Annotated in this window: 15 protein-coding genes; 8 read left to right on the top strand and 7 right to left on the bottom strand. The window is 53.3% G+C overall.

Translation table 11 applies throughout. From position 1 onward, the window contains the following. From IGQ15_RS07795 to accD, 3 genes are all read right to left on the bottom strand, one after another. On the bottom strand, nt 1–184 hold a 184-nt coding region (locus IGQ15_RS07795), incomplete at its 3' end, for a hypothetical protein (RefSeq protein ID WP_297050480.1). 137 nt (nt 185–321) lie between these two features. Then, on the bottom strand, nt 322–2,172 hold the full coding sequence (locus IGQ15_RS07790; protein WP_297050477.1) for a serine/threonine phosphatase: 1,851 nt from the start codon (nt 2,170–2,172) through the stop codon (nt 322–324). Nucleotides 2,173–2,294: 122 nt separating this feature from the next. After that, nucleotides 2,295–3,224 (bottom strand): acetyl-CoA carboxylase, carboxyltransferase subunit beta, encoded by a 930-nt coding sequence (gene accD, locus IGQ15_RS07785; RefSeq protein ID WP_297050476.1) that lies wholly within the window; start codon nt 3,222–3,224, stop codon nt 2,295–2,297. Between the two features lie 235 nt (nt 3,225–3,459). Here accD and rseP point away from each other — a divergent pair, with 235 nt between their 5' ends. The 4 genes from rseP to IGQ15_RS07765 all read left to right on the top strand — a co-directional run bounded on the left by rseP (nt 3,460) and on the right by IGQ15_RS07765 (nt 7,865). Continuing rightward, nucleotides 3,460–4,566: an RIP metalloprotease RseP gene (gene rseP, locus IGQ15_RS07780; protein ID WP_297050474.1), complete on the top strand. Its 1,107-nt coding sequence runs from the start codon at nt 3,460–3,462 to the stop codon at nt 4,564–4,566. A gap of 8 nt (nt 4,567–4,574) precedes the next feature. Then, nucleotides 4,575–5,243: an endonuclease III gene (nth, locus tag IGQ15_RS07775; RefSeq protein ID WP_297050473.1), complete on the top strand. Its 669-nt coding sequence runs from the start codon at nt 4,575–4,577 to the stop codon at nt 5,241–5,243. A gap of 507 nt (nt 5,244–5,750) precedes the next feature. Beyond that, nucleotides 5,751–6,509, top strand: coding sequence for a hydroxyacylglutathione hydrolase (gloB, locus tag IGQ15_RS07770; RefSeq protein WP_297050486.1), 759 nt, complete (start codon nt 5,751–5,753; stop codon nt 6,507–6,509). Nucleotides 6,510–6,578: 69 nt separating this feature from the next. Next, nucleotides 6,579–7,865: a hypothetical protein gene (locus tag IGQ15_RS07765; protein ID WP_297050471.1), complete on the top strand. Its 1,287-nt coding sequence runs from the start codon at nt 6,579–6,581 to the stop codon at nt 7,863–7,865. On the opposite strand, the gene IGQ15_RS07760 is transcribed toward IGQ15_RS07765, so the two are convergent. Genes IGQ15_RS07760 through IGQ15_RS07745 form a run of 4 tightly spaced genes read right to left on the bottom strand, consistent with a single transcriptional unit; the run spans nt 7,862 to nt 11,392 of the window. After that, nucleotides 7,862–8,494: a tetratricopeptide repeat protein gene (locus tag IGQ15_RS07760; protein WP_297050469.1), complete on the bottom strand. Its 633-nt coding sequence runs from the start codon at nt 8,492–8,494 to the stop codon at nt 7,862–7,864. The two genes, IGQ15_RS07765 and IGQ15_RS07760, sit on opposite strands and share 4 nt — an antisense overlap. A 53-nt stretch (nt 8,495–8,547) precedes the next feature. Next, nucleotides 8,548–9,429, bottom strand: coding sequence for an inositol monophosphatase family protein (locus IGQ15_RS07755; RefSeq protein ID WP_297050467.1), 882 nt, complete (start codon nt 9,427–9,429; stop codon nt 8,548–8,550). Then, nucleotides 9,426–9,959, bottom strand: a complete 534-nt coding sequence (locus IGQ15_RS07750; RefSeq protein ID WP_297050465.1) for a GIY-YIG nuclease family protein — start codon at nt 9,957–9,959, stop codon at nt 9,426–9,428. Before IGQ15_RS07750 ends, IGQ15_RS07755 begins: the two co-directional genes overlap by 4 nt. Continuing rightward, nucleotides 9,956–11,392: a cache domain-containing protein gene (locus IGQ15_RS07745; protein WP_297050463.1), complete on the bottom strand. Its 1,437-nt coding sequence runs from the start codon at nt 11,390–11,392 to the stop codon at nt 9,956–9,958. Before IGQ15_RS07745 ends, IGQ15_RS07750 begins: the two co-directional genes overlap by 4 nt. A 78-nt stretch (nt 11,393–11,470) precedes the next feature. Here IGQ15_RS07745 and rodA point away from each other — a divergent pair, with 78 nt between their 5' ends. The 4 genes from rodA to IGQ15_RS07725 all read left to right on the top strand — a co-directional run bounded on the left by rodA (nt 11,471) and on the right by IGQ15_RS07725 (nt 14,052). Beyond that, a complete protein-coding gene (gene rodA / locus IGQ15_RS07740) occupies nt 11,471–12,745 on the top strand; it encodes a rod shape-determining protein RodA (RefSeq protein ID WP_297050461.1) in 1,275 nt (424 codons plus the stop codon). Nucleotides 12,746–12,799: 54 nt separating this feature from the next. Then, nucleotides 12,800–12,967 (top strand): DUF3285 domain-containing protein, encoded by a 168-nt coding sequence (locus tag IGQ15_RS07735; RefSeq protein ID WP_181496759.1) that lies wholly within the window; start codon nt 12,800–12,802, stop codon nt 12,965–12,967. A 13-nt stretch (nt 12,968–12,980) separates the two neighbouring features. Then, complete coding sequence (gene ybeY, locus IGQ15_RS07730) at nt 12,981–13,463, top strand: rRNA maturation RNase YbeY (RefSeq protein ID WP_297050458.1); 483 nt, start codon at nt 12,981–12,983, stop codon at nt 13,461–13,463. A gap of 136 nt (nt 13,464–13,599) precedes the next feature. Then, nucleotides 13,600–14,052, top strand: coding sequence for a diacylglycerol kinase family protein (locus tag IGQ15_RS07725; RefSeq protein ID WP_297050456.1), 453 nt, complete (start codon nt 13,600–13,602; stop codon nt 14,050–14,052). The last annotated feature ends 17 nt before the right edge of the window (nt 14,053–14,069 follow it).

The following is a 14,069-nucleotide window of genomic DNA, read 5'->3' as shown; positions in this document are numbered from 1 at the left end:
CGCGGAAGAGGTGAAAGAGGTTTTGGCCATTCCCCGAAAGCTGTCCACCACCAATGTTCAACTGATTATTGACGGTCTCTATGGTGGTGCCCGTGGTATTGGCAGCGGGGGTGATTTGAGCCAGGGCGGGGGCAGTGAGAAGAGAAACAAGGCCAGTCAGGCTGATTACGCTACGGGAAAACACAGTTGTTAAGAAGGGGGAGGCCATATCACTTTTTGTAAAAAGAGTTTGGTACTGACGACAGTTTTATGTTCAGGGACTCTGTTTATATCTGCTCAAGGAAGTGTACCAGTTGCCGAAGTGTCTCTTCTAGGTCTTCCCTAAAAGAGGGTGCTGAGAACGGAGCGCAATTTGAAGCGGAGGGCGATCGCCGTCAGGTTATCGTGGCCATTGATTTGGTTCCCCAGATCAATCAATTTATGGAGCGACTGACTGAGGGGGATACTAAAGTCGAGCATCGGGACTAAGTGGCTAATGATATGGGTTTCAAGGCAGCGATTATCGGACAGACCATCGGAGCAAAGTAAAACAAGGGTATCTTCTTCAATATCTAAGTCGATGACTTCTGGGTAGATGGCCTCATTGTTGCGAGGGCCGAGGGCTTGGGTAAGTTGGTAGGCATCGGGGCGGCCATAGGCAATTTCCGGCTCAACCCCCTGTTGAATCAGACGTTGACCTACCTCGTGATCTGTGGTCAGTTGTTGCAGTCCTTGGCGTTTGGTGAAGCGGTAGATACGACTGTCGCCGACATGACCAAGGCGAAGATGGTAATTGTGCACGAGTGCCATCACTAGGGTCGTGCCCATGCGGCCACTACCTGTTTTTGCTTTTTGATTATTGGTGGCAAAAATGACCTCATTGGCACGGTAAATGGCGTTGCGTACCTCCTCCGCACTCGGCAGTTCTCCCTGCCACGGCCAAGTCTGCTCGAAGTATTCATGGACGGTTTTCGTGGCTAAGGAGCTAGCGACTTCTCCTTCGGCGTGGCCGCCCATGCCGTCACAGAGAACATAAACCCCCTGAACCTCTAGTTGTTGACCGTTGGGGGTCATGCGCACCTGCTGCCGATGATTGATAAGATAGAAATCCTCGTTGTGGTGGCGATCGCGCCCGGTGTCTGTCTGGGCGGCAACATCCACTTGAACCAGTTGTCGCGCTAAGAGGGCAGTCGGTGCATCTTCAATCGCAGTGTGCTCTTCGGCTCCTGAGAGGGTGATGTCTGGCAGTTCATCAATCAAGTCAGCCGTACTTTCGCCTGTCTCCTCCTCAAAGTCTGGCAGGGGGTCACTGCGCAGGGTAGGGGCAAGGGAGTCAAGCAATATCTGAATTTCTGAGATTTTCTCCAAAGGAGCCGTACTTAAGGAGACTAGGAGGGGCATGAAAACGGCTTGGCGGCGACTAGAGGCATGGGCAAATAACTCTTGCCAAACGCCAATGAGACTGGGGGGTGGCGTGGGTCGCTCAAAGGTTTCGACTAAGGGCAAGGTGAAGTCCAGTTGATGCAGCCGCAATTGATCGTCAGGGTTGACGGCTAAATTCCTAACTGTGAGCAAGGAATAATGGCAGTGCCACGGTTCTAAAGTTTTCCACAGCTCAATCATGTCCTCTAGGTACTGGAAAATTTGCTCATCGGAAATGTTGTCGTCTTGCCAAACCTCTTGTAGAGGACGAGCCGTGTGATTGTAGTCGAGAATAATGCCGTGGCAGTAGTTGGCCGGTAAGTTGCTTGTGGCAACGGTATCTAGCCACGCATCGTGAATGGCTGGAATGGTTTCGGGATAGACAAGGTGCAAGGCAAGATAGGCGATCGCCACCGCACTGAGATCAGGGTATTGCGATTGCAAATGGGGAATGACCACACTGGGGTCGAGAATGTTTAGCCCCTGGGCCCAGTCCTGAGCTGTTTCGCGGAGGGCTTCTAAGAGCGTCGGTTCTTCAGGCTGTAGATCCTGCACCAGTTGGGGCAAATCACAGGCGTAACGGTGATCCCAGCGTTGGTAGCGGTGCTGGGGGTCAAAAAAGGCAACGCCCCTGGGAGGATTGGTGTCCTGCTCAAACACAGTTCCCCCAGAGTTGCGGTTGGGAACAGCTAAAATGGGGTGATCGGTATAGGCAGGATAGAGAACGCCCCACCAAAGTTTGAGGTTTTGATCAGTTTCAGCGGTAGGCATTAGAGCAGGTGAGCCAGCAAAGACAGCACAGCGACGGCCACACCTTGCGGTGTGGGAGGGGTATCCCCTATTGTATAGCGATCGCCCTAGGACAGCCCTTTTCTACGTCTTGTTGCTGTTTTTTATAACGATTCTTCAGCCATTGCCATTAAAGGGAATGATTTTGGCAACAGTGTTGAGGACACCTGACCTGCCACGGGTTGATGCAAACGAATCAATTGCGCCAAGGTTGACTTCAGTTGGGTGCGTGGCACGATCACATCGACAAAGCCACATTTTTGGACAAATTCGGCAGTTTGGAAGTCATCGGGGAGTTTTTCCCGCAGTGTTTGCTCAATGACCCGCCGCCCAGCAAAGGCGATCGTTGCTTTTGGCTCGGCAATAATAATATCCCCCAACATGGCAAAGCTAGCGGTCACGCCCCCAGCAGTGGGATGGGTCAAGACCGGAATATAGAGCAGACCCGCACTGCGATGACGCTCAAGGGCAGCGGCAGTTTTCGCCATTTGCACCAAGCTGAGCATCCCTTCCTGCATGCGAGCACCGCCAGAGGCACAGACAATCACCAGGGGAATATGCTCCCAAGTGGCTCGTTCAATCAGGCGGGTGATTTTTTCCCCAACGACACTGCCCATGCTACCGCCCATGAAGGCAAAGTCCATCACCCCCAAGGCAATCGGCAGACCCTCTAGTTGGCCAAGGCCGGTTTGTACGGCATCCTTGAGACCCGTTTTCTCTTGATATTCGCGCAGGCGATCGCTATAGGGCTTGCGATCCTTGAATTGTAGAGGGTCACAACTGACCAAATTTTCATCGAGGGGGCGCCATGTGTGGGGGTCAATCAGTTGTTGGATGCGCTCACTACTGCTGACGCGATGGTGATGGCCGCACTCTGGGCAGACCAATTGATGGCCATGCAGATCCTTGCTGTAGATCATGACGCCACAGGCTTCGCACTTTGTCCAGAGGCCATCGGCAATTTCTCGCTCTGGCTGCATGGGGGTCAAGGCGGTTTCTTTACGGCGATTTGCAAACCAATCAAATAAAGACATTGTGGAAAATTCCCTTTAACGTTGAGGTCTCAAATAGCGCGTTTGTATGGGTCTCTCTAAGGAGCGTCCACTAAGAATAATTACTTATCATCCCACTTTGTTGCATTTTTGCAATATATCGCACAAGTTTGAGAAATTATGCAAGGGGCGAGGGCGAGATCACCGATCCAAGGGGAAGTTCGGTGTCACAATAAAAGGGAGTTAACAGTTCGCAGCGTAGCACTGGGTTGAATCTATGTCCATGGTTGCAGTGGTGGTGGCGATCGCCATCTTGGGAATCTTAATTTTTGTCCATGAGTGGGGGCACTTTATCGCTGCCCGCAGCCAAGGCATTCATGTCAACCGCTTTTCCATCGGCTTTGGCCCTATCCTCTGGAAGTTTCAAGGCAAGGATACCGAGTATGCCCTGCGCCTGATTCCCCTAGGTGGCTATGTGGGTTTCCCAGACGATGACCCGAATAGCGGCGTTCCCGCCAACGATCCCAATCTCCTGAGCAACCGGCCGATTTTGGATCGCGCCATTGTCATCAGCGCGGGGGTGGTTGCCAATCTGGTCTTTGCTTATTTGCTACTGCTGGTGCAAGTGGGGGTCATGGGGATAAGTCAGGCCACCTACTATGATGGTGTCCTCATTCCAGCCCTTGTCCCCGAAAGTAGCCTTGTGGCCACCAAAGCGGGTATTCAGCCGGGGGACTTGGTGTTAGCCGTAGATGGCCAACCCTTGGGTGCCGATGCCAATAGTTTGCCAAACCTGATGCGAGCCATTCAGCAGCATCCGCAGCAACCCCTGACACTGACGATTCAACGTCAAGGACACATCCAAGAGATTACTGTCACGCCAGAGGTGAGTGAGGATGGGCAAGCCCGGATTGGCGTTCAATTAGCCCCCCATGCCGACATTCACCGTGAACACACCTTAAACTTGATGAAATTAGTCACGGCGGCAGCGGCGGAGTTTCAGCGGGTGATTGTGCTGACCCTAGATGGGTTTCGGGAACTTTTCCAGCATTTTGATCAAGCAGCTCAACAGGTCTCTGGACCGGTGGCGATCGTGGCGATGGGCGCGGATATTGCCCGCTCCAATGCTGAACAGCTCTTTACCTTTACAGCCTTGATCAGTATTAACCTTGCAATTATCAACATTCTGCCCTTTCCAGCCCTTGACGGCGGTCAACTGCTCTTTTTACTGGTAGAAGCTCTGCGGGGTCGTCCCTTACCCAATCGCATCCAAGAGGGCGTTATGCAAACGGGGCTGGTTTTGCTCCTCGGACTGGGGATGTTCCTCATTGTGCGGGACACCGTGAACCTCACGGGCTTGGGCTGGGTGCAGCAACTCTTTTAAGTGCTTCTATGGCTATTACCCGTCGCCTCTGCGCCAAGCAACAACGGGCACTGGAAATTCTCACCCGCCTCAAACGGCTCTATCCGGATGCCACCTGTAGCCTCCACTTTGCCAATCCGCTGCAACTGCTGGTAGCCACAATTCTCTCTGCCCAATGTACGGATGAGCGGGTGAATCAAGTCACACCGGCGCTGTTTGCTCGCTATCGCGATGCCGAGGACTTTGCCATGGCTGATTTGGCTGAGCTAGAACAGTACATCAAGTCCACTGGTTTTTATCGCAACAAAGCCCGCCATATCCAAGGCGCCTGTCGCCGCATTGTTGAAGTCTATGGGGGTCAAGTGCCCAAGGTGATGGAAGATTTGCTTTCACTGCCGGGGGTGGCGCGGAAAACCGCCAACGTGGTTCTTGCCCACGGCTACGGCATTTTGGGGGGAGTGACTGTGGATACCCATGTCAAGCGGCTGAGTCGGCGGCTAGGGCTGACCCAAGAAACGGATCCCGTGAAAATTGAGCGGGACTTAATGCGCCTGATCCCCCAGCCCGATTGGGAAAACTGGTCAATTCGCTTGATTTACCATGGCCGCGCCGTTTGCCAAGCACGTCAACCCCAGTGCGAAGGCTGTGAACTGATTGATTTGTGTGCCACGGGCAGGAAGCTAATACCAAAGCCATAGGGAATTTGACATGAGAACCCTCACCACAACTACGGGCGAACAGCGTGTCACCCCCCCCACGGCCTCCCTTGGCAGCAGTACCAAGAGATTCTCAATGCCCTGCCGCAAACCCGTGCTGCCCACTTGATATTTGATCGCGGAACCCTTGAAATTACAATGCCCCTCGAAGAGCATGAGTTTGCCAGTGAGCGGATGGGTCTATTTTTGCGCATTCTGCTGGTGGAAACAGGACTGCGGCGGCGATCGCTGCGCCCAACAACCCTGTGGCGATATTGATAAGAACCGCCTGTATGCGGCCTTGGGAGTAGGGGAGTTGTGGCGGTACAATGGTGGGGAATGGCAAATTTTCCAGTTGCGAGATGGAGTCTCTCAGGGGTGCGATCGCTCCTCTTTATTTCTATTTCTATGGGTGCCCAAGGACTGCCTTTATCAGTTCTTGGCAGAGGCCAAACTGGATGAGGTCGAAGCAGAGAAAAATTGGCGACGCTGGGTGCAAGAACAACGACCATGGAGATTTATCGCCTCAATGCCCTTACGGATAACTACATTTTTTTGCTCCATGATCCGCAAACGGGGACAGCGGCAGTGGTGGATCCGGCAGAGCCAGAACCCGTTCTTACCAAATTAGCGGAATTGGGAGCAACACTGACGGCGATTTTCAATACCCACCACCACTGGGATCATGTGGGTGCCAATCGTGCCCTGCGATCGCGCTTTCCTAATATCGCAGTCTATGGCAGCCGCCAAGATCAAGGCCGTATTCCAGAGCAAACGGTTTTTCTCAGTGCGGGCGATCGCGTTCCCTTTGCCGAACATTCTTTTGAGGTGCTGTTTGTTCCCGGCCATACAAGCGGTCACATTGCCTACTATGGGTCGGCAACGGGCGAGCTGTTTTGCGGTGATACGCTCTTTGGCGGTGGCTGTGGTCGTCTTTTTGAGGGGACACCGGCACAGATGCTCGACTCGTTGAATCAACTGCGGCAACTACCGGAGCAAACGCGGGTCTGGTGTGCCCACGAATATACTCAAAAGAACCTCAGCTTTGCCCTGACAGTGGAAGCCGATAATCCTGCTCTGCAAGAGCGCTATGCTCAAGTCTGCCGCGATCGCGCCCAAGGAAAAAGTACGATTCCCAGTACGATTGGCCTTGAAAAGGCAACGAATCCCTTTTTGCGCTGTGAGGTGAGTGCCATTCAAGCAGCAGTGGGGGCAACTACACCCCTCCAGACCTTTACACGCTTGCGGGGAAAACGGGATCAATACTAAAAATAAAAATATTAGTGACGACACTACAACGCTAATCTAGTGGTATATTCCCCTACCTAGAAAGCCGCAATGGCAGTTTCCTATCAGAGTCGCTTTTTTAACTTCTGGCGACAGCAATGGCAACGTTGGCAGCAACAGTGGCAACGCCAAAAATGGCAGGTTGAAAGCACCCTTCAGGTCATTGGCGCGATTCTGGCACAGTTTTGGCAGCGGGGACTCCCCCAACTGATGGGCAGCGTCTCCCAAATGCGTCAACGCCTCCTACCGAAACCTACAGCAGCACCCCCTGCCGACGAAGCGTTGTTAAGCGTGATGTCTGCTCTCTCCCTGACGAAAGGGGATGATGAATCTTGGGTAGTGGCGATCGCCCCCATCGCCCGCTCACTGACTTGGTGGCAGCGCTGGATCGCGCCTTGGCAACGCTGGTTTCAACCCCAGTCCAAGACGTTAGCACCACAGGATGCCCCTTTGGCACAGCGGCAACCCTTTTACCTTGCCTGCGATCGCGCCGAAAAATCCCTATTGCTTGTGGATGAGGCTGCCTGCCCCTTGAAAACCTTCACCGCCACAGAACAGCAGCAAATTGAGCAACACATTGCCTACGCCTTGGCAGTGTACTATCAGCACGTTCGGCAGTGGTATCGGCGACGGCATCACTGGCTCTGGGGTTGGCAGCAGCGATCCCTAAAAGCAGGCTCTAACCCACCGTCCTGTTTGGTGGGAAATTTTCTGGGGCAACTTCAGTTAACAGGTACCAGTGAAGGGGATTTAGTCCTACCCAGGGTGTCTCCCTTAGCCGCTGTCCTCCATTGGTTGCGATCGCGCCTTCCTTTCGGTCGCAAGAATACGCTTTCCCAAGTGCGGGTACAGGGGATTGCTACTCTCCTAGGAACCCAGCAGATGGTGCTCATTGGCACTGATAACACCATCCTTTACACCCTCAACCCTACCCAACAGGCGCAAGTTCTGGCTTGGATTGAACGCCATTTCAATCCCTTCAAGCTGCCCTTCCAAGACTGGCTGAGTCAACTCTCCTATTGGCTAGGGGGATTCTCAGCCGTGACTTCACCACTATTGGCAGCTACGGATCCTCTGCCAGTCTTTTCTCCAGTGGAGCCCCTTCTTAGCCTAGGCCGTAGCTCTGATTCCCTAGCCCATTCACCACCATCAGAAACTGCGGCCACCAGTGTTCATCCGAATCCAGAGCAGTTGATTCTTGATGTGGATGCTGCCCTGATTGGCTATGAACTCCACTGGTTTGAACGGCTACTGCTGTGGTGCGATCGCCTGTTTCTCTGGATTGAAGAACACTTGATCCGCTTGGGGCGTTGGCTCTTGCAGCAGTGGCAGCGCTAGCGGTTCTCAATCTGACGAATTGCATCCATCCTTTCGTTGTAGGACTGTATATTCCCCTGTTGGCGGTAGAGTTCAGCGGCTTGGCGCAGATCCGCTAGGCTAGGTTTGGGGTTCTGTTCAAGGAGATACGTCACAGCCCGCACCGCAAAGGGGATGGGATCTTTGGGGGTGAGTTGAGTTAAGGCCGTCCAACTGGGGCGACTGAGGGCATAGTCCCCCATGAGAAAGGCGGCAATTCCCCGCAGCAAATGATAGTCGGTGCTCTTGGCGGCAATGAGACGGTCAAATACAGGGATACTGCGGCGAAAATCGCCACTGAGAAACAGCGCCAAGGACTGAATCATCTGTAGATCCCTGTTGTTGGGACTAAGGGCAAGGGCGCGATCCCCATCCGTAACGGCAGTGCCAAAGTTGCCGAGGAGCAAATTCAAAAAGCTCCTGATGCCATAGGCTTCGGTGTACTGGGGATTGAGGGCGATCGCCCGGGTATAGTTTTCAATGAGCACGGTGATATTTTTGGCAATGCGGGCAACTTCTGTAACGCTCACCGCTTGAGCCGAAAAAGGTTGAGCAATGTGGACAGTGGCGATCGCCATTCCTACCAATGACCAACTGTGCCAGCACCCCATCGGGATGTCTCCAAGCAGACTCTAGCCCCGCGATAGCCTATTTCTAGAGGATTCTAGGCAGAACCAAGGGACAGTTGAACCGCCGTAATCGCCTCCACTAAGGGCGATCGCAAGGCAGTAATATACTCTGGCCAGCCAATGAGGATCGGTTGCTGATGGGCAAGGGTCTGTTCCTGTAACCCCGTAGCATCAAAGCGCAAGGGATTTCCCTGCAAATCGGTGCACACCAAACCTGCTGCCGTTGCTAAAGCCAAAGGGGCTGTGGTGTCCCAGAGCTTCACCCGCTGATTTAAGTAGAGGTACAGTCCCGCCCGTCCCAAAATGACTTCAATCACCTTGAGGCCAAAACTGCCTAGAAAGCGAAATTCCACTTGGGGCAACACCCGATGAATCGCATCACCGTAGGTGCAGTAGTCGCGATAGCCAATCATGATCGGGCAATGGTGTTCACTAGGGGAAGGCGGGCAAACGGGTAACAGGGGTACAGGCGGCCCGCCACTGCTCATCTGAAAGAGTCCCCAATCTTTACCGCCGTAGTAGAGATGATCCAGATTGGGGGCATAGATCCAACCCGCCACTGGACTGTAGTGCTCCAGCAAACCAACCATCAGGGCATAGCCTTGGCGATGGTGAATCAGATCATCAGTACCATCGAGGGGATCAATCAGCCAGTAGCGATTTTTCGGTTCTTGGAAGACCGCTTGGGAGGCGGCATTTTCCTCGCTGATGATGCCATCCTCAGGAAACCAAGCGCGAAATTTCTGACTTAGCAGCCGATCCAAGAAGCGATCAATACTGGTGGCAAAATCTTGGCGTCCCTTTTCAATGACCTCAAAGGGTTGCTGTGCTAGTTGCCGTGCCCGCTGCCCCGCTTGGCGCAGGAGTTGATTGATCTGCCAGATTTGGCTAGAGGTCAGGGGGGGAGAAGTCGTCATTTGAGGTCCAGCCGTCCACTTTCCTTTAGTTTGGCGTTAAAGACCAGCGGCTCCTGTAGCGATCGCTGCCGTAGCTGTTCAAGAATGGCTGCTTCAACCCGCCGCGCCACCTGTTTCAGCAGTTTCGGTTGCGTGAATGGATCGGCACTCGCCCATGCGATGTGTTCGGCCTCGGTCATTTGCTCTCTGACATCAATGGCATTTTCCCACTGGGGGCGATCGCGATCGTTGCCGAGGGGCACGGCTCCCAATTCCGCTAGCCACTGTTGTTTTACGGCTTCTAGCCACCGGCGATCGGGACGTTCGATGGTGATCGCCTTATAGCCACGACACTGCTGGGGACAACGCACAAGGTGTTGCAGCAAACTCAGTCGCATATCCCGTGAATAGCCAATGTACTGCACGCTGCCAGTAGCATCAAAAATGGCATAGAGACCGATCGCCCCCTTGAGATCAGGTGCCACATGACCTGAACCATCGATATAGGGATGGAGGGGCAATTCAGCCAAAGTTGGCGCAGGAAGGCTCATGTCGGCAGTGGTGGCTCATCTTTGCGTGCTTCACCCTCAGTATGCCGTATCTGTGGATGTGTGGCAGGCGTGGGAGATTTGGTATGGGCACGTTGGCGCAGTTGTTGTGCCCGTTGGCGCAGTTCTTGAAAGTAGTCGGTGCTGGTAATTTCAGCAACGGATTTTTTGCGTTTTTCTTGGTCAATTTCGATTTTTAGCTCACTCAGTTTCTCCTCCAGTTGATCTTGGCGCTGCTCTACCGCCTGTGCCATCTCCAAAAAGACTTGCGCCAGTTCTGCCATGTCGTCACTCCCTTGAGCATAGTGCGTGAGAACTCTGGGATCAAACTGGTCAAACTGGTCATGCTTGAGGGCGTGGGCAGCACTGACAAGGGCACGAATCGGCTTAGTAATCGAACGAGCCACAATTAGAGAAATGAGAATGACCCCAACACCAACACAGAGAAGACTGAGGAAACCTTGGGTAGCCAACCGCTCTAAGGGCGATAGAAACTCGCGCAACCGTACACTCACCACGACAACGCCCTGATGACGGGTCAGGGGCGCATAGGCATAGATATCATCGGCATCGCCTCGGGAAGAACGACTGGTGAGGAGAGCACCGACCTCTTTTGATTTGGCCTTGAGAAAAACATTGCGCAAGGTGTAGCTGCGATCTGCCACTGTGGGAATAGGTTGAGGCGATGTCAAGAGAAAATATTGGTCGCGAATCTCGGGGGGGAGTGGTTCAATGCTATGAAGATGCAGGTGGGGATTGGTTGTGCTAAGAATCAGACCGTGATCATCAATCAGAAAAGATTCACCGTGAATATCGGGCACTAGGTAGGTCACGATGTCTTTGACTGCGGTCGCTTGTAGAGGTAGTAGAACTGCTCCCAGTCGTTCATCATTGCTATCAATAATCGTTTGGAAGACAACAAACAGGGGTCGCTCAGCAATCGCGCTATTGATTTTGACCCGAGAAATGAAGTAATTTGCTGTTGCCGCCTGCTGCCAGAGGGGGGTGTTCTTGTAGTCGAGACCCAGACGGGTACCCCGTGTCCCTGCGATCGCTTGACCCTCACGATTGAGGAGAATCACTTGATAGTAGGCTGGGTTCAGGTTCTGGACATCCTCAAGGAGGTTGTTTATCCTTGCTTGCTCGATGGCGCCATGGGTATTGCTCCTGAGGAAACGCTGTACAACACCGTCGTTGGCCACCAAGAGAGTGTCATTAAGGGCATCCTGAAAAAGGCGATCAAGGGAACGGGCTTTACTGATCGCCAGCAGTTGCAGGGCATCAATTTCTAAGCGCTTCATCATCTCAGCGCTTTCAGTTTGGTTGTAGAGCACCACCATCCCCATTGGTAACAAGGCAATCAGCAGCATCACCAGCAGCAGCCGCCCCAAAATTGACCACAAAAGCCTTGACCAACGCTGTCGCCACCGAAGCATGGATCCACTCAGGATAGAATGGGAATCTTGATCAAACCACCACTGTTCCAGCCTAGTGCGAACGAAGGATATTTGGCGATGTTTTGGACAACTCGGCTATGGCAACGCCGCTGGTCTGCTTGGCTCCACCCTTGGCGGGGGATGGATTGGCTACTTTTAATTGCAGTATGGTTGATTACGCTGTTGGGGGCAGTGGCCATTCACAGTGCCGAGCTGCACATTGGCGAAAAGGATGGCTTCCAACATCTGGCGATCGCGGGCGTGGGTACGATTTTACTTTTCCTACTGGCACGGGTGCCAACATCGGTCTTTATCTCAGTCCATTGGTGGGTCTATGGCATCAGTTGTGCCCTCCTACTGGCTGTGAGCTTATTTGGTGTTGAAGCTAACGGTGCCCAAAGTTGGCTGCCCATTGCGGGCTTTAACCTCCAGCCTTCAGAATTTGCCAAAATCTCGATTATCCTCACCCAAGCTGCCCTACTCCAGCGAGTGCCTGCCAATGGCCTCAGCGGTATTCTACGGGTGTTTGCGGCAACGGTCTTGCCCCTAGGGTTGATTTTATCGGAACCTGATCTGGGTACTTCCCTTGTCTTTGGCGCCATCACCTTGGGCATGCTCTATTGGGCCAATGCCCGTTTGGGCTGGATTGTGCTGATGCTCTCCCCTTTGGTGGCGGCCATTCTCTTTGCCCTACCGCTGCCCTATGAACTGAATCTGGTGCTGTGGTTTTTGTGGACATTGGCGATGGGGATTGTGGCATGGCAAAATCTTCCCTTGGGGTGGATTGGGGCGATCGGCGGCATTGTTCTCAATCTTGCGGGGGCAGGGCTGGGGCAATTGCTGTGGAGTGTTCTCAAGGACTACCAAAAAGACCGCCTCTTAATGTTTTTAGACCCCGATAAGGATCCCTTGGGGGCAGGCTATCACCTGATCCAATCCCGCATTGCCATTGGCGCGGGTGGCCTCTGGGGGCGAGGGCTGTTTCACGGCACGCAGACACAATTGGGGTTTATCCCTGAGCAGCACACGGACTTTATTTTTTCCGCCATCGGTGAGGAATTAGGCTTTTTGGGTGGGTTGCTGGTTTTAGGGCTGTTTTGGTTGATTGGCCTGCGGCTGCTGCAAATTGCCAATAGTGCCCGCGATGATTTTGGCTCGCTGTTGGCGATCGGTCTTTTTGCCATGGTGATGTTCCAAGCGGTGGTCAATATCGGCATGACCATGAACCTATTGCCTGTGACAGGCATTCCCTTGCCCTTCCTCAGCTATGGGCGTTCTGCTCTTTTAGCAACCTACATTGGTTTGGGGCTGGTGCAATCGGTGGCCAATCATTGCCCGCGATCGCGCTATTGAAGTCAAGCGCCCTTTGTTAAAATTCATGAAGATTGTCCATAGCAGTGAAATCCCATGAGTGAGTCCCCAGAACCCACGTCCTCCCCTGCCGAGCAGCCCAGTTATGTCAAATTGGCCATGCGGAACATGGTGCGCAAGGGGGGCAAATCCCTGACCCATTTTGCCCTCACCAGTATCGGTCTGTTGGCCTTGTTGGTGGGCTTGTCCTACCTCACCCGTTAGGGAGAACGCAGGCATGACGGTTACCGTCTATCTAGAACTTCACGATCCCTCCCTGAGCGCTGAGGTAGCAGCACTTCCTTGGCAAGTATGGTTTCACACGTGGATTGCCATGGTTGAACCTAACCAAGATAAAGCCTATGAAGTGACACTGCGTTTGACGACGGATGCTGAAATTCAAGTGCTTAATTGTCAGTATCGCGATCGCGACACCCCGACGGATGTCCTTGCCTTTGCTACTCGCGATGACGTCCTCCCGCTGTCTCTGGAGGAACCTGAATACCTTGGCGACATCATTATTTCTGGGGACACAGCCCGTCGGCAAGCCACCGAAGGGGGGCATTCCCTCTCCATCGAGATGACTTGGCTCGCCTGCCATGGCCTCCTCCACCTCCTCGGCTGGGATCATCCCGATGAGACTCAACTGGCACGGATGCTGGCTCAGCAGGCTCAGTGCCTCGAAGTGGTGGGTCTTACACCCCCGATTTCCCCTCAATGATGGGCTAGGAACGAAATCGGAAAACCTGTGCTTAAATGGAAGGCGTTAACAGCCAAATTTTTTGAAAAACTTTTTAAGGTGTATGAAATTCAGCGTCAACGCTTAAAGACCAATGTTTAGTGTGATGGGTAACGTGATGACACAAAAAGTTCTTGCCACCTATGCTGAGAAAGTATTGGGGACAATCGTACTGCGACAGCGCTCCTATCGTGTGGCGTCCTCCTTACCGAATAGTTTCCGTTATGCGTGGGCGGGAGTGGTCTATGCTTTCCAGACTCAGCGCAATTTTCGGATTCACACCGCAGTGGGTCTTAGCGCGATCGCCCTCAGTGGTTTGCTAAAACTTCCCCCCGTTGAGGTGGCAGTGATTTTCCTGACAATTGGTATTGTCATGGGGCTAGAGCTGCTGAATACGGCTCTTGAAGCGGTGGTGGATCTCACCGTTGGCAAAGAATATCACGAGCTTGCCCGCATTGCCAAAGATTGTGCCGCTGGTGCGGTTCTCCTCAGCGCGCTCGCAGCGGTGGGGGTGACGATGGCCTTAATTGTACCGCCTTTGGTTTACCCCATTGTCGGAACGTTGTTATAAGTTGTCAGGAGGAGTCG

The sequence above is a fragment of the Thermosynechococcus sp. M98_K2018_005 genome (assembly GCF_015295825.1).
Classification (GTDB): Bacteria; Cyanobacteriota; Cyanobacteriia; order Thermosynechococcales; family Thermosynechococcaceae; genus Thermosynechococcus.
The sequence above is the reverse complement of the archived record's forward strand: the minus strand, read 5'-3'. Positions and strand labels throughout refer to the sequence as shown.

Excerpts from the sequence above, each read along its gene's own strand:
- IGQ15_RS07790 (WP_297050477.1), bottom strand. The coding sequence starts at position 2,172 with ATGCCTACCGCTGAAACTGATCAAAACCTCAAACTTTGGTGGGGCGTT.
- accD (WP_297050476.1), bottom strand. The coding sequence starts at position 3,224 with ATGTCTTTATTTGATTGGTTTGCAAATCGCCGTAAAGAAACCGCCTTG.
- rseP (WP_297050474.1), top strand. The coding sequence starts at position 3,460 with ATGTCCATGGTTGCAGTGGTGGTGGCGATCGCCATCTTGGGAATCTTA.
- nth (WP_297050473.1), top strand. The coding sequence starts at position 4,575 with ATGGCTATTACCCGTCGCCTCTGCGCCAAGCAACAACGGGCACTGGAA.
- gloB (WP_297050486.1), top strand. The coding sequence starts at position 5,751 with ATGGAGATTTATCGCCTCAATGCCCTTACGGATAACTACATTTTTTTG.
- IGQ15_RS07765 (WP_297050471.1), top strand. The coding sequence starts at position 6,579 with ATGGCAGTTTCCTATCAGAGTCGCTTTTTTAACTTCTGGCGACAGCAA.
- IGQ15_RS07760 (WP_297050469.1), bottom strand. The coding sequence starts at position 8,494 with ATGGGGTGCTGGCACAGTTGGTCATTGGTAGGAATGGCGATCGCCACT.
- IGQ15_RS07755 (WP_297050467.1), bottom strand. The coding sequence starts at position 9,429 with ATGACGACTTCTCCCCCCCTGACCTCTAGCCAAATCTGGCAGATCAAT.
- IGQ15_RS07750 (WP_297050465.1), bottom strand. The coding sequence starts at position 9,959 with ATGAGCCTTCCTGCGCCAACTTTGGCTGAATTGCCCCTCCATCCCTAT.
- IGQ15_RS07745 (WP_297050463.1), bottom strand. The coding sequence starts at position 11,392 with ATGCTTCGGTGGCGACAGCGTTGGTCAAGGCTTTTGTGGTCAATTTTG.
- rodA (WP_297050461.1), top strand. The coding sequence starts at position 11,471 with ATGTTTTGGACAACTCGGCTATGGCAACGCCGCTGGTCTGCTTGGCTC.
- IGQ15_RS07735 (WP_181496759.1), top strand. The coding sequence starts at position 12,800 with ATGAGTGAGTCCCCAGAACCCACGTCCTCCCCTGCCGAGCAGCCCAGT.
- ybeY (WP_297050458.1), top strand. The coding sequence starts at position 12,981 with ATGACGGTTACCGTCTATCTAGAACTTCACGATCCCTCCCTGAGCGCT.
- IGQ15_RS07725 (WP_297050456.1), top strand. The coding sequence starts at position 13,600 with ATGACACAAAAAGTTCTTGCCACCTATGCTGAGAAAGTATTGGGGACA.